The sequence below is a fragment of the Pseudonocardia sp. ICBG1142 genome, assembly GCF_020496255.1.
GTDB lineage: Bacteria > Actinomycetota > Actinomycetes > Mycobacteriales > Pseudonocardiaceae > Pseudonocardia.
Map to the genome: position 1 here is coordinate 318631 of NZ_JAHLJC010000032.1, position 18303 is coordinate 336933.

General features: G+C 74.6%; 13 protein-coding genes. 5 read left to right on the forward strand and 8 right to left on the reverse strand.

Annotation, left to right across the window (positions count from 1 at the left end; all coding sequences use genetic code 11):
- The first annotated feature begins 104 nt into the window (after positions 1 to 104).
- The 3 genes from efeU to efeB are packed head-to-tail and all read left to right on the forward strand — an operon-like array spanning position 105 to position 3354.
- Positions 105 to 929 (forward strand): iron uptake transporter permease EfeU, encoded by an 825-nt coding sequence (gene efeU / locus KPL59_RS31910; RefSeq protein ID WP_226363030.1) that lies wholly within the window; start codon positions 105 to 107, stop codon positions 927 to 929.
- Positions 930 to 973: 44 nt separating this feature from the next.
- Positions 974 to 2122: an iron uptake system protein EfeO gene (efeO, locus tag KPL59_RS31915; protein ID WP_226363031.1), complete on the forward strand. Its 1149-nt coding sequence runs from the start codon at positions 974 to 976 to the stop codon at positions 2120 to 2122.
- A complete protein-coding gene (gene efeB / locus KPL59_RS31920; RefSeq protein WP_226363032.1) occupies positions 2119 to 3354 on the forward strand; it encodes an iron uptake transporter deferrochelatase/peroxidase subunit in 1236 nt (411 codons plus the stop codon). The genes efeO and efeB overlap by 4 nt, the downstream gene beginning before the upstream one ends.
- Before the next feature lie 25 nt (positions 3355 to 3379).
- Here the strand turns inward: efeB and KPL59_RS31925 are convergent, their stop codons facing one another.
- From KPL59_RS31925 to KPL59_RS31955, 7 genes are all read right to left on the reverse strand, one after another.
- Entirely contained in the window at positions 3380 to 4117 is a 738-nt protein-coding gene (locus KPL59_RS31925; protein ID WP_020625115.1) for a lytic transglycosylase domain-containing protein, read from the reverse strand.
- Between the two features lie 42 nt (positions 4118 to 4159).
- Positions 4160 to 5086: a MazG family protein gene (locus tag KPL59_RS31930; protein WP_226363033.1), complete on the reverse strand. Its 927-nt coding sequence runs from the start codon at positions 5084 to 5086 to the stop codon at positions 4160 to 4162.
- Positions 5086 to 6009 (reverse strand): SurA N-terminal domain-containing protein, encoded by a 924-nt coding sequence (locus KPL59_RS31935; protein ID WP_158071447.1) that lies wholly within the window; start codon positions 6007 to 6009, stop codon positions 5086 to 5088. Before KPL59_RS31935 ends, KPL59_RS31930 begins: the two co-directional genes overlap by 1 nt.
- A gap of 13 nt (positions 6010 to 6022) precedes the next feature.
- The gene (locus KPL59_RS31940) at positions 6023 to 9640 is read right to left on the reverse strand and encodes a S41 family peptidase (RefSeq protein WP_226363034.1); all 3618 of its coding nucleotides are present in this window, start codon (positions 9638 to 9640) and stop codon (positions 6023 to 6025) included.
- Positions 9637 to 10824, reverse strand: coding sequence for a type III PLP-dependent enzyme (locus tag KPL59_RS31945; RefSeq protein ID WP_226363035.1), 1188 nt, complete (start codon positions 10822 to 10824; stop codon positions 9637 to 9639). Before KPL59_RS31945 ends, KPL59_RS31940 begins: the two co-directional genes overlap by 4 nt.
- Positions 10825 to 11097: 273 nt before the next feature.
- Complete coding sequence (mfd, locus tag KPL59_RS31950) at positions 11098 to 14721, reverse strand: transcription-repair coupling factor (RefSeq protein WP_226358599.1); 3624 nt, start codon at positions 14719 to 14721, stop codon at positions 11098 to 11100.
- Between the two features lie 207 nt (positions 14722 to 14928).
- The gene (locus KPL59_RS31955) at positions 14929 to 15549 is read right to left on the reverse strand and encodes a TetR/AcrR family transcriptional regulator (protein ID WP_226358568.1); all 621 of its coding nucleotides are present in this window, start codon (positions 15547 to 15549) and stop codon (positions 14929 to 14931) included.
- Between the two features lie 72 nt (positions 15550 to 15621).
- Here KPL59_RS31955 and KPL59_RS31960 point away from each other — a divergent pair, with 72 nt between their 5' ends.
- On the forward strand, positions 15622 to 16368 hold the full coding sequence (locus KPL59_RS31960; protein ID WP_226363036.1) for an SDR family oxidoreductase: 747 nt from the start codon (positions 15622 to 15624) through the stop codon (positions 16366 to 16368).
- A 7-nt stretch (positions 16369 to 16375) separates the two neighbouring features.
- Here the strand turns inward: KPL59_RS31960 and KPL59_RS31965 are convergent, their stop codons facing one another.
- Positions 16376 to 17200 (reverse strand): siderophore-interacting protein, encoded by an 825-nt coding sequence (locus KPL59_RS31965; protein ID WP_226358567.1) that lies wholly within the window; start codon positions 17198 to 17200, stop codon positions 16376 to 16378.
- A gap of 188 nt (positions 17201 to 17388) precedes the next feature.
- On the opposite strand from KPL59_RS31965, the gene KPL59_RS31970 reads away from it, so the two are divergent.
- The gene (locus tag KPL59_RS31970; RefSeq protein WP_226363037.1) at positions 17389 to 18270 is read left to right on the forward strand and encodes a hypothetical protein; all 882 of its coding nucleotides are present in this window, start codon (positions 17389 to 17391) and stop codon (positions 18268 to 18270) included.
- Positions 18271 to 18303 lie beyond the last annotated feature (33 nt).

Sequence of the window (18303 nt, forward strand, 5' to 3'; positions counted from 1 at the left end):
GCCTCGCGACACTTCCCTCCTCGATCGGGTGAGGTTAGCCTTCCCGCCCGGCAGCTCACCCTCACCTGGCGACTGCTCGTGGTGTCCGTGCCGCAGGAGGTCGCATGCTGGGAAACGCGCTCATCGGGCTGCGCGAAGGACTCGAGGCCGCGCTCGTCGTGGCGATCCTGGTGGCCTTCCTGGTCCGCACCGGGCGTCGGTCCGAGCTGCCCCGGGTGTGGGCCGGCGGCGCGCTCGCCGTCGCCGTCAGCGTCGGTGTCACGCTCGGGCTGACCCTGACCCAGCAGGCGCTGACGTTCCAGGCGCAGGAGGCGCTCGGCGGTTCCCTCTCGATCATCGCGGTCGGCTTCGTCACCTGGATGATCTTCTGGATGCGCTCGCACGGCCGGACCCTGTCCCGCGAGCTCGAGGGTGCACTGGACCGGGCCGTGTCGATGGGGCCGTGGGCCGTCGTCGTGATGGCGGCGCTCGCCGTCGGCCGCGAGGGACTGGAGACCGCGATCTTCTTCTTCGCCGCCGCGCAGGCCGCGGGCGAGACCGCCGGACCGCTGGTCGGGTTCCTGATCGGCATCGCGGTCGCCGTCGCGCTGGCGTACGCGATCTACCGCGGCGCACTGAAGATCGACCTGGGGCGGTTCTTCACCGTCACCGGCTTCCTGCTGATCTTCGTCGCCGCCGGGATCCTCGCCTACGGCGTCCACGACCTGCAGGAGGCCGGGATCCTGCCCGGCCTGAACACCCTGGCCTTCGACGTCAGCGACGTCGTCCCCGCCGACTCCTGGTACGGCACGCTCCTCAAGGGGATCTTCAACTTCTCCCCGCAGACGACCGTGCTGCAGGCCGTCGTCTGGTCGCTCTACGTCGTGCTGGTCCTGGCGCTGTTCCTGCGCCCGGCCCGCCGGCGCACCCCCGCCGCCACCGGCGCCTGAACCCTGCACCGTCCACGGTGTCCGTCCCTCTAGGAGTACGCACGATGTCCCCCGTCACGCGCACGGCCGCCGGCCTGGCGTCGCTCACCGTCGCCGCCGCCCTGCTGGCCGGCTGCACCTCGACCGCCCCGGCGGCGCAGGGACCCGGCGACGGCGGCCCGATCACCGTGAACGCCACCGACACCGCCTGCCAGGTGTCGACCACGCAGGCCCCGGCCGGCAACGTCACCTTCCGGATCACCAACGCCGGCAGCAAGGTCACCGAGTTCTACCTCTACGCCACCGGCGACCGGATCATGGGCGAGGTCGAGAACATCGGCCCCGGCCTGTCCCGCGACCTGATCGTCGAGGTCCCCGACGGCGGCACCTACACCACCGCGTGCAAGCCCGGCATGTCCGGCGACGGCATCCGCGCCCCGTTCACCGTCACCGGGTCCGCACAGCGCGCCACCGACACCAACGCCGAGCTCGCCGCCGCCACCGCCGGCTACCTGCGCTACGTGTCCTCCCAGCCCGACGCGCTGGTCACCAAGACCTCCGAGTTCGCCGCCGCCGTGTCGGCCCGCGACGTCGCGAAGGCCAAGACCTTGTTCCCGGTCGCCCGCACCTACTACGAGCGGATCGAGCCGATCGCCGAGTCCTTCGGCGACCTCGACCCGAAGCTGGACGGCCGTGAGGACGACGAGCGCGACCCCGGCGTCGCCTGGACCGGGTTCCACCGGCTCGAGAAGGACCTCTGGGTCGACGGCCTGAAGGCCGACTCCCCGCAGATCGCCGCGACCCTGGTCACCGACACCAAGGACCTGCAGGGCCGCATCCCCGGCCTGGAGCTCACCCCGGCCGAGCTCGCCAACGGCGCCAAGAGCCTGCTCGACGAGGTCGCCACCGGCAAGATCACCGGTGAGGAGGACCGCTACTCCCACACCGACCTGTGGGACTTCCAGGCCAACGTGGAGGGCTCGCAGGCCGCCGTCGCCGCGCTGCGCCCGGTGATCGACCAGAAGGACCCGGCGCTGGGCCCGCTGCTCGACCAGCGCTTCGAGGCCGTCGACACGCTGCTGCAGGGCTACCGCGTCGGCGACGGCTACAAGCTCTACACCCAGCTGACGCCCGAGGACACGAAGAAGATGGCCGCGGCCGTCGACGCGCTGGCCGAGCCGGTCAGCAAGGTCGCGGGCACCGTCACCGCATGAGCCCGCTGCACGTCTCCCGGCGGGGACTGTTCGGCCTGACCGGCGCCGGTGTGGCCCTGGCCGGGGCGGGCGTCGCCGCCGGGTACGGCCTGTCCGGGAACGGCGCCGCGGCGGGCGACGGGACCGTCGCCTTCCGCGGCGCCCACCAGGCCGGGATCGTGACCCCCGCCCAGGACCGGCTGCACTTCGTGGCCCTGGACCTCACCACCACCGACCGGGACGCGGTGCGCGACCTGCTGGCCCGGTGGACGTCGTCGGCCGAGCGGATGACGGCCGGACGGGAGACCGCCGAGGGCGGCGCGCTGCCCGGCAACCGCTACACCGCCCCGGCCGACACCGGCGAGGCGCTCGGGCTGCCGCCGTCGTCGCTGACGCTGACCTTCGGCGTCGGCTCCGGGTTCTTCGACAAGCTCGGCATCACCGACCGGCGGCCGGCCGGGCTCGCCGCGCTGCCGCGGTTCCAGCGCGACCAGCTCGACCCGGCCCGCTCCGGCGGGGACCTGTGCATCCAGGCCTGCGCCGACGACCCGCAGGTCGCCGTGCACGCGGTGCGCAACCTGGTCCGCGAGGGCTTCGGCGTGACCGAGGTGCGCTGGTCGCAGCTGGGGTTCGGACGGACGTCGTCGACGTCGACCGGGCAGGCCACGCCGCGCAACCTGTTCGGCTTCAAGGACGGCACCAACAACCTCAAGGCCGAGGAACCGGACCTGCTGGACCGTCACGTGTGGGTCGGCGACGAGGGCCCGGAGTGGCTGCGCGGCGGCTCCTACCTGGTGGCGCGCCGGATCCGGATGCACATCGAGGTGTGGGACCGCTCCAACCTCGACGACCAGCAGCGCACCATCGGACGGGACAAGGGCGAGGGCGCGCCGCTGACCGGGACGGCCGAGTTCGACACCGCCGACCTCGCCGCGACCGACGCCTTCGGGCCGGTCATCCCGGACGACGCGCACATCCGGCTCGCCTCCGAGCAGGCGAACGGCGGGGCGCGGATCCTGCGGCGCGGCTACAACTTCGTCGACGGCTCCGACGGGCACGGGCACCTCGACGCCGGCCTGTTCTTCATCGCGTTCGTGCGCGACCCGCAGCGCCAGTACGTGCCGATGCAGCGCAGGCTGGCCCGCTCCGACGCGCTCAGCGAGTACCTGGAGCACAGCGGCTCGGCGCTGTTCGCGGTCCCGCCCGGCCTCGCCGAGGGCGACGACCACTGGGGCCGCGCGCTGCTCGCCTGACCCTGCGACGCCGGGGCCGGCCCCGTCAGGGGGCGGGCGGTGCGGGGGCGGCGGTGCGCTGCGCGTAGTCCGCGGCGGCGGCCCACACGTCGCCGGCGTACTCGCGGGAGGCGTTGTAGGCGAGCACCCCGCGCCACCAGTCCCCCGCCTCGGCGACGTCGCGCCCGTTCGCGCACAGGTAGCCGGCCGCGGCGAGCGCGGCGTCGTCGACCTGCTGGGGGTCGGCGACGCCGTCGTCGTTGCCGTCCGCGCCGTAGCGCGCCCAGGTCCCGGGCAGGAACTGCATCGGCCCGACCGCGCGGTCCAGCACCGGGTCGCCGTCGAGGCGGCCGCCGTCGGTGTCGGCGACCCGGCGGGTGCCATTGGTGCCGTCGAGCGGGATGCCGATGATCGGCGGGTCGACGCGGCCGTCCGGGCCGGGCTCGGCGCCGCGGAAGGTGGCGTGCCCGGACTCGATCCGGCCGACCCCGGCCAGCGTCGCCCAGCTCAACCGGCAGGCCGGGGTGCGCTCGCGCTGGCGCAGCTCGGCGTTCGCGTAGGCCTGCAGGGTCCGTTCGGGAATGTCCGCCTCGGCCGCGGTGGCCCTGGCCCATGCGACGACGTCGGTGCCCGCGGGCAGCGGCGCGGACGCGGGCGGGGCGGACTGCCGGTCGACCGGGGTCCGGGGCAGCGACGGCCCGAAGTCCGGGCCGGTCGCCAGCGAGACGACCACGATCAGGGCCACGATGCCGCCGATGGCCACGAGGAGCGACTGAGTGCGCACGCTCACACGTTACCGACGGGTATCACCCGATCGGGGATTGGGTCAGGGGCCTGCCCAGTAACGACGCCAGTCCTGCGCGGTCAGCGCGTGCGGATCGAGCCCGTCCGCGGCGGCGGCCTTCTCCGCCGACCGCACCCGTGCCTCGAACTCGCGGGCGGCCGTGCGCAGCGCGGCCTCCGGGTCGCCGCCGCCGAGCTGCGCGGCCGCGGCCAGCCGGAACAGTGCCGCACCGGCGTCGTCGCCGGCGGGCAGCAGGTCCACGGGCAGCCCCGCCTTCGCCGTGCGGGAGGTCAGCTTCGCGGCGAGCGCGACGGCCGGCTGGACCGTCGCGACGCCGTCGACACTGGACTCGCGCTGCTTCTCGGCGCGCTTGAGCTCGTCCCAGCGGCGGTCCTGGTCGGCGGCCGTGGCGACCTGCTCCCCCGCGGCGAACACGTGCGGGTGGCGACCGACGAGCTTGTCGACCAGCCCGGTCGCGACCTCGTCGATCCCGAACGGGGCGTCGGGGTGCTCGGTGGCGACGCGGGCGTGGAACAGCACCTGCAGCAGGACGTCGCCGAGCTCCTCGCGCAGCTCGGTGCGGTCACCGTCCTCAATGGACTGGTACAGCTCGTAGCACTCCTCGATGAGGTAGCGCAGCAGCGACGTGTGGGTCTGCTCGGCGTCCCACGGGCAGCCGCCGGGTGAGCGGAGCCGGTCCATCACCGCGACGGCGTCCAGCACCGCATGTCCGGTGGGAGGCGGTACCGCGCCGGGGTGCGCGGCGGCGGGGTGGCCCGCCGGCACGAGCAGCACCGTGCCGTCGGCGAGCTCGGCGGGGTCGGTGCCGGTCCAGTCGACGGACCCGGCGGCGGCACCGGCGTCGAGACCGGGCACGGCGAGCACCTCGGTCGCGGAGCGCAGCGCCGGCAGCGCCGCGGCCGGGAGTGCGGCCCCGCGACGGGGACAGACGACGATCGTCGCGGCCATCAGGGGGCGGGCGGGGTCGGGTTGCCGGCGGCGACCGGGAACACCACGGAGGCGTCCTCGGCGGTCGGCACGGCGAGCATCTGGATCGGGTCCCACACGCCGTAGCGGGGGTTGAGCTGCACCCCGGTGCGCAGCGCGGTGGGGGTGAGCATCCGGATCCCGGCCTCGGACAGCGACCGCTGGTCCAACTGGCCGACGGCGTTGCCCGGGGCGGGGGCGCCGAGGTCGCGCTCGGTCACCCGGACCACGACCCAGCCCTGGCCGCTGCCCAGCGGGAACGCCGCGACCCAGCCGGCCGGGATGCCGATCAGCGGGGTCAGCGCGGCCTGCGGGGTCTCGGCCGGGCGGATCGCGAGCCCGCGCTGGGTGGTGCCGGCACCGGCCAGCGCCGCCTCGGCCCGCTGCCCGCCGGCGGCGACCTCGCGGGCCAGCGTCGTGGCCTGGGCCCGGTCCTGGGCGACCGCGACGTCCGCGGTCACCGACAGCCGCGGCAGCTCGCGCCGGGCGAGCTCGGTCAGGGTCAGCTCGTCCCGGGTCGCGGCCTGCACACCGCCGACCGCCAGCGACGACTCCTGCACCGCCTGCTCGCCGCCCTGCCGGGCGATCGCCGCGGTGACCTGCTGGTCGGTCACGGTGACACCCTGCTCCGGGGCGGTCAGGCCGATCAGGTCGCGGATCACCAGCTGGGACACCACGGCCCGACCGATGTCGGCCTGGGAGCCGCCCTGGGCCTTCAGACCGTCGACCAGCCCGGGCCGGGTGAGCACGGAGGTGATCGCGGGCTGCACGGTGGCGAGCGGGATCGACCTCTCGCCGACGATCGCGGCGGAGTCGACCCGGCTCGGTCCGGCGCCGCAGCCGGCCCCGGTGACGGCGACGGCCCCGACGATCAGCAGGGCGGCGGTGATCCTGCGAGTGCGCACGGCGGTCAGCCTCTCACGCGATGTGGTGCCGATCTCCCCCACCCGGCCGACCCGGCAGCGCGGGCCGGGCCACCGACGGCCGCCCGGCGAGGTCCGGCGGCCGTGCGGGCGGGTGCTCGTCGAGCCGGGCCATGGCGATCTCGATCGCCCGGTCCAGCTGCGGGTCCCGTCCGGCCGCCCGGTCCTGCGGGGTCACGACCACCTCCACGTCGGGGTCCACTCCGTGGTTCTCCATCGTCCAGCCGACGTCGTCGAACCAGGTGGCGTAGCGGGGCTGGGTGACCAGGGTGCCGTCGACGAGCCGGTAGCGGCTGTCGATGCCGATCACCCCGCCCCAGGTGCGGGTCCCGACGACCGGGCCGACCCCGAGCCGCTTGATCGCGGCGGTGACGATGTCGCCGTCGGAGCCGGAGCGCTCGTCGGCCAGGGTCACCACCGGGCCGCGCGGCGCCTGCTCGGGGTAGGTCGCGGGTGCGCCGTGCCGGGGCAGGTCCCACCCGATGACGCGGCGGGCGAGCTTCTCCACCACCAGCTGCGAGGTGTGTCCGCCACGGTTGCCGCGCACGTCGAGCAGCAGGCCGTCCTTCGCGGTCTCGCGGGCGAGGTCGCGGTGCAGCTGGGCCCAGCCGTAACCCATCATGTCCGGCACGTGCAGGTAGCCCAGCCGCCCCGCGGACCGCTCGGCGACCTCGGCGCGCAGCCGGGCCACCCGGTCCTGGTAGCGCAGCTCGTCCTCGGAGTGCAGCGGGCGCACCGCCACGCGGCGGACGGTGCCCGCGTCGGGCCGGTCGGGTCCGGAGCGCACGGTGAGCTCCACCGTGCTCCCGGCCGTCGCGACGAGCAGCGGCGCGGGCCCCCAGTGCGGGTCGAGCGGGCGCCCGTTCACCTCCAGCAGCACGTCACCGGCCCGCACGTCGACGCCGGGCCCGGACAGCGGGCTGCGTGCGGCGGGCGCGGAGGTCTCCGGCGGCAGGACGCGCCGGATCCGCCATCCCGGGCCGCCGTCGGGTTCCGGCTCGAGGTCGGCGCCGAGCAGCCCGGGCCGCCCGGTCGGGTCGCCGCCTGCGCGGCCGCCGATGACGTAGGCGTGCGAGGTGCCGAGCTCGCCCTGTAGCTCCCACAGCACGTCGAGCAGGTCGTCGTGGCTGCCGACCCGGTCGACCAGCGGCCGGTACCGGGCGGTCTCGGCAGCCCAGTCGACCCCGGCCATGTCCTCGACCCAGAAGTGATCGCGCATCAGGCGGGCGGTCTCGTCGAACATCTGCCGCCACTGGGCGACCGGGTCGACGGTGACCACGAGCCGACGGGTGTCGATCGTGAACTCGTCGCCGCCGGCGTCGTCCTCCGGGGCGGCGGACCCGCCACGGTCGGCGCGCAGCAGCCGGACCGTGCCCCGGTCCCGGACGACGAGCCGGGTGCCGTCACCGCTCACCGCGAACGACGACGCCGGGTCGGCGACGACGGTGACCGTGCGCCGGGCCAGGTCGAACCGCTCCAGCACGGCGCGGTCGGGCTCGGCGTCGTCGTCGGGGAGGCTGTCGCCGAGCACGCCGGTGCCGCTGGGCAGCCGCAGCCACACCAGGCCGCCCCGGACCGCGGCGAGCCGGGTGTAGCGGGCGGCCTCGACCGGCACACCGACGACCCGGTCGGCCAGCCCGTCGACGTCGACCACGACCTCCGGCGGCCCCTCGTCGGCGTCCCGCCCGGACCCGCGGCGGCCGCCGCGCGCACCGCCCCGGGCCGGCGCCCCGGCCCCGGTCGCCGCGGCCACCGCGCGGCGCGCGCCGTCGGAGGCCCCGTCGACCGCCCCGTCGACCGCCCCGTCGACCGCGGCACCGACCGCGGCATCGCCGGGCGGGTCGGGCTCGTCGCCGGGCTCCGGCGGGGCCGGGGGCGTCGGCGGGGTGGCGGGCTGGTCGTCCGGGCCCTCGTCGGCCGGGTCCACCGGGCGGCCGTCCGGCCCTGCCCCGAACGGCGACGGCGTCCGCGCGGCCAGCGGCACCAGGAACGGCTTCCATCCGGTGCCGAAGGTCAGGTCGAAGGAGTGCTCGTCGTAGCTGGGGTCGAACACCCGCCGGGACAGGAACGCCAGGTGCCTGCCGTCGGCGGTGAAGACCGGGTCGCTGTCGTGGAAGCGGGCCGGGGTGACCTCGGCGTGCTCGCCGTCGGCGACCCGGGTGAGCACGATCCGCGAGAGCCCCTCGGGCGTCGGGTCGCACCACGCCAGCCAGGCGGAGTCCGGGGACCAGGACACGTCCGACGGCTCGCCCGCGGTGCCGCGGTGCAGCTCGCGCAGCTCCCCCGCCGGCCGGGCCGGGACGGCCTCGTCGACCACGCCGTCGTCGGGTCGCTCGTCGGGACCGGACACCGGGTCCGGCACGGGGTCGGCGCCGGTGTGCAGCACCAGCAGCCTGCCGTCGTGCGTGGTGAGCGCGACGGCGGAACCGTCCGGCGCAGGGGCCAGCTCCAGCACCCGGCCGAGCCTGCCCGCGGCGTACCGCGCCCGCTCCGGGGCTGCCGGGGCGTGCGCGTCGAGCGGGGCCACGACCACGGCGTCCTCGCCGGTCGCGTCGTCCACCCATACGGCGCGGTCCGTGCCGAGCGGGTGCGCGAGCCGGGCGCGCACGCCGGGCTCGGCGAGCAGTGCGCGGGCGGGGCCGTCGCGGTGGGTGAGCCGGTGCACGGTGCCGAGCACCGACACGATGCTCGCCCGTCCGGTGCGGTCCGGCCGGACCGGGCCCAGGTCGGCGGGCAGCGACGCGCGGTAGGGCTCGCGGGCGCGCCGCGGCCCGCCGGGCCGGACGTCGATCCGGCGCGGCTGCGAGGCGGCGGACAGGTCGTCGAGCAGGAAGATCTCCCCTGCCGACTCGTAGACCACCCGGCGCCCGTCGGTGCTCGCGTGCCGGACGTAGAAGTCGGTGCCGCCCCCGGAGCCGTGGTCGGTGTGCCGGCGCAGGTCGGTGCCGGGGTCGGCGAGCGGGACGGAGTAGACGTTCCCCCAGCCCTCGTGGTCGGAGACGAACGCCAGCCGCGGGCCCGACCCGTCGTCGACGATCATGGGGCACTCCAGCTGCCCGGCCAGACCGGCGAGGACCCGGGTGAACTCCCCGGTTCCGGTGGCGTCGAGCCAGAGCCGGCCCGCGCGCCCGCCGCGGTAGCGCTTCCAGTGGGCCGCGTCCCGCCCGCCCTCGACCTGGGTGAGCACGGCGGGGCCGCCGGGCTGGTGGGCGAGCGCGGAGAGCGTGCCGTGCGGCAGCAGCTCCGGTGTGCCGCCGGTCGCCGGGACCGCGTACGCCCACAGCCGGGAGGTCGCGTCCCCGTGCGCCGACAACGCGACCACCGCCCCGTCGGGGGTCCAGCCCGCCGCGCGGGTCGTCGCCTCGCCCCACCAGGTGAGCCGGGTGGGCGTGCCGCCCTCGGCGTCGACCCGGTACACCTCGGGCGCACCGTCTCGCCGGGACGCGAAGGCGATCGACCCGCCGTCGGGTGAGAAGCGCGGCGCGGTGACCGGCACCCCGTCCGCGGTCAGGCGGTGGGCCCGCCCGCCCGCGACCGGAGCCGTCCACAGATCGTCCTCCGCGACCAGGACGAGCGTGTCACCCGACAGGTGGGGATGGCGCAGGAAGCTCACACGGCGACGTTAGCCGCACGCACCGACGTTCCGGACCCGCCCGTGGCGGGGTCCCCGGTGCAGACGCAGCGCAGCGGGGCGAACCCGTTGAAGCCGACCGAGGAGTAGCTGGTGGTGTAGGCACCGGTGTGCAGCAGCCGGACCACGTCACCGGCGCACAAGTCGTCGGGGAGCAGGTAGGGGTGCCTGCGGTAGAGCACGTCGGCGCTGTCGCAGGTCGGTCCGGCCAGGACGACCGGCGAGCGGGGACCGTCGTCGTGGGCGGTGCGGATCGGGGAGCGCACCAGCTCGCCCTCGGTCTCGGCGAGCCCGCCGAAGCGGCCGATGTCGAGGTAGACCCAGCGCGGACCGGCGTCGCCGTCCCGGTCGGACACGAGCACGACCTCGCTGTAGAGCGTCCCCGCGCCGGCGACGAGGCCCCGGCCCGGTTCGATCATCAGCTCCGGCCGGTCGTCGCCGAACTCCGCGGCGACCGCGTCCCGGATCGCGACGCCGTAGTCCGCCAGGGGGAGGACGTGCGCGTCGTAGTGCGCGGGGAAGCCGCCACCGAGGTTGAGCAGGTACGGCCGCAGACCACGGGCGCGGACCCTGCGGAACACCTCCGCGGCGTCGGCGATCCCGGCCCGCCACGCTCCCGGGTCGAGCTGCTGGGAGCCGACGTGGAACGACACACCCGCCGCGAGCAGCCCGGCCGCGTCGGCGTCGAGCAGCAGCGACGCGGCCGCGGCGGGCGAGCACCCGAACTTGCGGTCCAGCGGGAAGCAGGAGCCCGCGCCGCTGCAGGCGACCCGGACGAACACCTCGGCACCCGGCGCGCACCGGGCGATCTTCGCCAGCTCGGCGGCCGAGTCGACGGCGAACCGGCGCACGCCGCTGCGGTGCGCGAACGCGATGTCGCGTTCCTTCTTGACGGTGCTGCCGTAGGAGATGTCCGCGGGCCGGGCACCGGCCGCCAGGCACAGTTCCAGCTCCGGCCGACTGGCGACGTCGAATCGTGCGCCGAGACCGACCAGGAATGCGACGAGCCGTGGGTCCGGATTCGCCTTGACCGCGTAGAACAGGTCCACGCCGGTAAGCGCGTCACCGAATTCGGCATACCGTTCTCGGACGGCGTCCATGTCCAACACCAGGCACGGAGTGCAGAAATCGGCGGAATCGGTGGAGTCTGGCCGGCGATCGGACATCGGACACACCTCTTTCCCAGAAACGGGGAGTCACGACGGAAACGGCCTTCTCACGCGCCGTTGACCTGATCGTAAAACAGTGTGGACCGCGTCCGCGAAGTGCTGTGGATCACCGGAAAGAATGGGAACCCACGTCGCGCGATTGATCCCGACAACTCCGACGACCGGTTCGCCGGAGTCCGTCCCGTTACGTCCCGGAAACAGCACAGACGCCGACACCCGAAGTTCCCCGGCGGTACACCGGGTGTTCATCAGGATCGCGTCAGGACCGTGTCAGGAGGAGGCCGAGCTGTGCACCGGGGTGGAGGTCGGCACGATCTGCAGCAGCAGCTCCGCGCACCAGCCGAGCAGCTCGACGTCGCGCAGCGCCGCCCCGCCGATCCGGTTGCCCTGCATCGGCTTGGGCACCGTGACGATCTGCGCGGCCGCCTTGTACTGCGCCTTCGGGTAGAGCCGGCGCAGCCGCAGCTGGGCGGAGTCGGGCAGCTGCATCGGCCCGATCCGCAGCTGGGTGCCCGCCGAGGCGACCTCACGGATGCCGAGGCGGCGGCACAGCTGGCGGAACCGGGCGACCTCCAGCAGGTTGCGCACCGGGGTCGGGGGCTCGCCGTAGCGGTCGGTCAGCTCCTCGACGATCGCGGTGAGCGCGGCGTCGTCGGGCGCCTCGGCGATCTTGCGGTAGACCTCCAGACGCAGCCGCTCGCCGTCGACGTAGTCGTGCGGGACGTGCGCGTCGACCGGCAGGTCGACCCGGACCTCCTGCAGCTCCTCCGGCTCGGCCCCGATCTCCCCGCCCGCCTGCTTGCGGAACGCGGCGACGGCCTCCCCGACCAGGCGGATGTAGAGGTCGAACCCGACACCGGCGATGTGGCCGGACTGTTCGGCGCCCAGGATGTTGCCCGCTCCGCGGATCTCCAGGTCCTTCATCGCGACGGCCGCGCCGGAGCCCAGCTCGGAGTGCTGGGCGATGGTGGCGAGCCGGTCGTGCGCGGTCTCGGTGAGCGGGTGGTCGGCCGGGTAGAGGAAGTAGGCGTAGCCGCGGTCGCGGCCACGCCCGACCCGGCCGCGCAGCTGGTGGAGCTGGGACAGCCCCAGGGTGTCGGAGCGCTCGACGATCAGGGTGTTGGCGTTGGAGATGTCCAGGCCGTTCTCGACGATCGTGGTGCAGATCAGCACGTCGAACTCGCGGTGCCAGAACGCGCTGACGGTCCGCTCCAGCAGGTCCTCGTTCATCTGCCCGTGCGCGACGGCGACCCGGGCCTCGGGGACGAGGTCCTGGATCTTCTTGGCCGCGCGGTCGATCGAGCTGACCCGGTTGTGGACGTAGAACACCTGGCCGTCGCGCAGCAGCTCGCGGCGCACGGCGGCGGCGACCTGCTTGTCGTCGTAGGCGCCGACGTAGGTCAGGGTCGGGTGCCGCTCCTCGGGCGGGGTGGTGATCGCCGACATCTCGCGGATGCCGGCCAGGCTCATCTCCAGGGTCCGCGGGATCGGCGTCGCGGACAGGGTCAGCACGTCGACGTGCGCGCGCAGCGCGGTGATGTGCTCCTTGTGCTCGACGCCGAAGCGCTGCTCCTCGTCGACGATCACCAGGCCGAGGTCCTTCCAGCGGATGCCGGTCTGGAGCAGCCGGTGCGTGCCCACGACTACGTCGACCTGCCCGTCGGCGAGCTTCTCGATCGTCTCCCGCGCCTCGGCCGGGTCGGTGAACCGCGACAGCCCGCGCACGGTCACCGGGAACTGACGCATCCGCTCGGAGAACGTCGACAGGTGCTGGGTGGCGAGCAGCGTCGTCGGGACGAGCACGGCGACCTGCTTGCCGTCCTGCACCGCCTTGAACGCCGCCCGCACCGCGATCTCGGTCTTGCCGAACCCGACGTCGCCGGAGATGACGCGGTCCATCGGGACCGGACGCTCCATGTCCCGCTTGACCTCGTCGATCGCCGACAGCTGGTCGGGGGTCTCGGTGTAGGGGAACGCGTCCTCGAGCTCGCGCTGCCACGGGGTGTCCGCGCCGAACGCGTGCCCCGGCGAGGCCTGGCGGGCCGCGTAGAGCTGCACCAGACCGGCCGCGATGTCCTTGACCGCCTTGCGGGCGCGGCTCTTGGTCTTGGCCCAGTCCCCGCCGCCGAGCTTGTTGACCGCGGGCTGCTCGCCGCCCACGTAGCGGCTGATCTCGTCGAGGGCGTCGGTCGGCACGAACAGCCGGTCGGCGGGCTGGCCGCGCTTGGAGCTGGCGTACTCCAGCACCAGGTACTCGCGGGTGGCGCCCTGGACGGTGCGCTCCTTCATCTCGACGAAGCGCCCGATGCCGTGCTGGTTGTGGACGACGAAGTCGCCGGGCTGCAGCACCGCCAGGTCGACGGCGTTGCGCTTGCGCGGGGTGGTCCGGCGCGGCGCGGTGTCGAGACCGGCGCGACTGCCGGTCAGGTCGGGCTCGGAGACGACGACCAGCCCCACCTCCGGCGCGGTGAACCCGTTCAGCACCCGCCCGCAGGTGACGGTGACGATCCCCTTCTCCGGGGCGTCGGCCAGCACCGGGACGGCCGCGGCGGGGACCTCCGCCTCGCGCAGCTGCTCCAGCGAGCGGTCCGCGGTGCCCTGCCCGGCCAGCACGAGCACCGCGGCACCGCCGGTGGCGACGTGGGCGCGCAGGTCGGTCAGCGCGCGGTCGGTGTCGCCCCGGTAGGGCTCGATCTCGTGCACGCCCGCCACGACGACGTCGTCGGCACCCGACAGCAGCGGCGACAGCGACACCACGGGGCGGCCGGTCGCCGTCGCGTGGTCGAGCGTGACGCGCAGGTCGCGGTAGGCCGACCCGGAGACGTCGATCGGGGCCTCGCCCCCGGAGCCGGACGCCAGCCAGGACGCCTCCAGGAACTCCTGCCCGGTGCGCACGAGGTCGGCGCAGCGGGTCCGGATGCGCTCGGGGTCGGCGAGCAGCACCCGCGTCCCGTCCGGCAGCAGGTCGGTGAGCGTCTGCATCTCCCCGCCGACCAGCGCCGGGATCAGCGACTCCATGCCCTCGCCGGGGATGCCCTCGGACAGCTTCTCCAGCAGCTCGCGCAGCGGGTTGCGGTTGAGCCCGGCGGTCTCGGGCTGTTCGAGGGCCAGCTCGGCGGCCCGCTCGCGCACGGGGGTGGTGAGCAGCAGCTCGCGACACGGCGGGACGTCGATCCGGGTGACCTCGCCGACCGAACGCTGGTCGGCGACGGAGAACGACCGCACCTCGGAGACCTCGTCGCCCCAGAACTCGACGCGCACCGGATGCTCGGCGGTCGGCGGGAAGATGTCGAGGATGCCGCCGCGCACGGCGAACTCGCCGCGGGTGGTCACCATCTCGGCGCGGCTGTAGGCCAGCTCGACCAGCCGCACGAGGAGCTGCTCGAAGTCGTGCTCCTCGCCGACGGCCAGCGAGACCGGGTCGAGCGTGCCCAGCCCGGGCGCGACGGGCTGGATCAGGCTGCGCGCCGCGGTCACGACCACCCGCGGGGCGGTCTCGGCCGAGGCGAGCCGGCGGAAGATCGTCAGCCGGCGGGCGACGGTGTCCGGGCGCGGGGACAGCTTCTCGTGCGGCAGCGTCTCCCAGCTCGGCAGCACGACGACGGGTGCGCCCGAGCAGTCGTGCACGGTGTCGGCGGCGGCGCCCGGCGCCTCGCCGTGGCCGAGCAGGTCCGACACCGCGGCCGCGAGGTCCTCGGCCTCCCGGTCGGTGGCGGTCACGGCGAGCACCGTGGAGGTCTCGGCGAGCCCGGCGGCGAGCAGCGGGCGCACCGCGGAGGGGCCCTCGACCTGCACGGCAGGGGTCTCACCGGCGCGGGTGTCCGCGGCGCGGGCGGCATCGACGGCGGCACGGAGACCGGCGTCGGACAGGGCGGAGGTGAGCAGACCGGACAGGATGGCCACGACGGCGCTGGCTCCTCGGTGGAGGTGGGCTGGCGGTGCGCGCGGCGGCGGGGGCCGACCGCGGGCAGGGCAGACCCCTGCCCGGGTCGCGGTAGGGCTCCCGACCCGGTCGGGGTGCCGACCCTCGACTTTACGCCTGGCCCGCGCGGCCGCCGACCGCACCGTCGGTGTGCCACGGCACGCCGGTACGGGCCCGCCTCACGGACCGCCCGCCGCCGGTCCCGGGGTGCCCACCGTGCCGCGGACCACGGCCGCGACGGCCGCCTCCGCCCGCTCGGCGACCGTGCCGCCGCCGACCGCGGCGCCGGCGAGGAAGCCGTCGACGTCGAGGGCGCCGTAGCCGTGGGCGGTCGTGACCACCCGCTCCATCAGCGACACCGCCGCGGCCGGGTCGGCGAGTTCCAGGGCCGGGGCGAGCAGGACGTCCCCGATCCGCCGTCCCACGGCCGCGAGGTCGCGGTCGCCCAGTGCCCGCAGCTCGGCGCCGTAGACGAGGTCCAGCCCGACCCGGCGCCCGGTGAGGAACCCGGCATAGGCCCCGCCGACGGCGGCGAGTCGCGAGACCGGGTCGTCCCCGGCCCGCGCGGCCGCGGTCTCCATCTGGTCCGCCAGCTCGCCGGCCGCCGCGGTCACCACCGCGGCCAGCAGCCGGTCGCGGTCGGCGAAGTGCCGGTAGGGGGCAGCCGTGCTCACCCCCAGCCTGCGGGCCAGCACCGCGACCGAGAACCCGCGCACGCCCACCTCGGCCAGCAGGTCGACGCCGGCACGCACGAGTGCGCCCGGCAGGTCGCCGTGATGGAACCTCGCCCGCCGGGCCATGCGCCCTCCTTGCTGTGATCGGGCTATCACATTAGCGTGTAAGTGGGTTATCACTTCGAGTCGGGAGACGCCGTGGACACGCAGGACACCATCACCGGCAGGGTCGTCGCCGTCACCGGCGCGAGCGGGGGCATCGGCGCGGCGACCGCGGTCGAGCTCGGGGCCCGCGGGGCGCACCTGGTCCTGGGGGCGCGTCGGGCGGACCGGCTGGAGGCCGTTGCCGACCGGGTGCGCGCCGCGGGCGGGACGGCGGTCACCGTGCCGATGGACGTACGCGACCGGGCCGACCACACCGCGCTGGTCGACCGCGCACGGGCCGAGTTCGGCAGGCTCGACGTGCTGGTGGCGAACGCGGGGGTGGGCCGGGTCCGTCCGCTCGACGAGCTCCCGGTCGAGGAGTGGGACGAGATGATCGACGTCAACCTGCGCGGCGTCCTGTACGGGCTCGCCGCGGCGCTGCCGGTCTTCCGCGCCCAGCAGGCGGGCCACCTCGTCGTGGTCGCCTCCACGTCCGGCCTGCGGGTCGTCCCCGGTCAGGTCGTCTACGCCGCGACGAAGAACGCCGTCCGGACCCTCTGCGAGGGGCTGCGCCAGGAGGCGGGACCCGCGCTGCGGGTCACCGAGGTATCGCCGGGGTTCGTCGCGACCGACTTCGTCGAGGGCATCGGCGACGAGCGGTTGCGCGCGGACTACCGGGCACAGCGCGACGAGATCGCCCTCGACCCGGCCGCGATCGCCCGCGCGGTGGTCTTCGCGCTCGAACAGCCCGCCGGGGTCGACGTCAACCAGGTCGTCGTCCGGCCGACGGCCCAGGGGTGAGCCCGGCTCAGATCAGCCCGTCGCGCTCCAGGGTCGCCTCGTAGAGGTCGAGCATCCGCTCGTCGTCGCCCTCGGCGGCGGCGGCCGCGTCGGCGTAGGCCTTCTCGAAGCGCTCCTGGTTGGCCCGCCAGGTGCGACGGAAGGTGTCGGCGTCGCGCCGCCAGTAGCCGAGCACGCCGTAGGCGCCGGGCGGCAGGCCGCGCTCGTGGCGCAGGTGCTTGCGGGCGGCCCGGGTCGCGGACGCCTCACCGCCGACGTAGACGTAGCCGGGCCCCTCCGGCAGCACGAGCCCGGCGACGATCTCCGCCAGCCGGCTGCCGGTCTCGCTCGCGGGCTCGCGACGCACCCGGGCCCGCGCGGGGAAGTCGGCCGGCACCTCGTCGACCTCCAGGACGACCTCGGTGTCGATGTCCTCGGGGGTCTCGGTGACGATCCGGGCGAGCGCCGGGAGGGCCGCCGCGTCGCCGACGAGGATCTGCCAGCCGACCCCGGCCGGGCGCTTGAACCAACTGTTCGCGTGCGAGACCTCGATCTCGTCGCCGACCCGGGCCCGCCGCGCCCAGCCCGCGCCGACCCCGCCGGGGTGGCAGACCAGGTCGATGGACGCCCGGGTGCGGCAGGGGCTGACCTCGCGCAGGGTGTACCAGCGACCGTGGTCGTCGCGGCCGCCGTCGGGCAGCGGGAAGTGGAAGACGCAGGCCTCGTCGGGGACGCCGGGCAGGTCGAGACCGGCCAACGCCTCCCCCTCGAGCCGGGCCCGGACGAAGACGTCCGAGACCCGCTGCAGGCCCACCACACGGACCGCCGCGCGGTCCTCGGTCACGACCGACATCGCCACCTCCCCATAGGTGAGGCTCACCTAATCACAGAGAGGAGGGTGGCATCAACCGGACCTTTCGGTCACGGTGTCGCAGAGTCCCTTCTACTACGTTGCATAGTGGACAACCACCCGATCGTGTCCGCTAGCGTCAGCGGGTGTCAGACGGGTGTCGAACCCGAGTCAGCACGGAGGAGCAAGCGGTGATCACGGTCTACCTGAACCGCCGGATCGACGACGACGCGCGCCGCGAGTCCCCGTTCCGGGGCGACTTCCATCTCTACACCGGGATCGGTGGCGCGAACGCCCTCGCCGACCACGCCAAGGACCTCATCGGTCAGGCCTTCGAGGGCATGGACCCGGAGCGCGCCCAGTACGAGATGGACGTCGACGAGTTCATCCGCCGCGTCGAGCCGCTCAAGCACGAGTTCACCAACGGTGAGAAGACCAAGTCGCTCTGCCAGCAGTTCGCCGTCGACTTCGGTGTCGACCCCGAGCGGACCTACTTCGACATCCCGCGGCTGCGCGTCATCCCGGCCGACCAGTTCCTCACCGCCGGCGTGTCCTACAACTACAAGGCGCACCGCGACATGTGGTACGGCCACCCGCAGCAGCTCGTGAACTACTGGACCCCGGTGTACGACGTCGTCGGCGAGAACGTCATGAGCATGTACACCGACTACTTCGACCGCCCGGTGAAGAACGGCTCGAACCAGTACGACTACGACGAGTGGGTCGCCAAGCACCGCACCGCGGCCGCCGGTGAGAAGACCACCGACACCCGTCCGCACCCCCTCCCGCTGGAGGACTTCGAGTCCCGCGGCGAGATCCGGATCGCCGCGCAGTCCGGGGACGTCTTCATGTTCTCCTCGAATCACCTGCACGCGTCGGCTCCGAACACCTCCGACGTCACCCGGTTCTCCTACGACCTGCGCACGATCAACCTCGACGACGTGCGCGCCGGCCGCGGACCGAAGAACGTCGACTCCGGCGCGACCGGCACCACGCTGGGCGACTTCCTGCGGGTCTCCGACCTGGCCCCGCTGAAGGTCGAGGAGTTCGAGGACGCGCTCACGAACGCCTGACCCCGCCCGTCCGACGGCCCGGTGCCCCGCGTG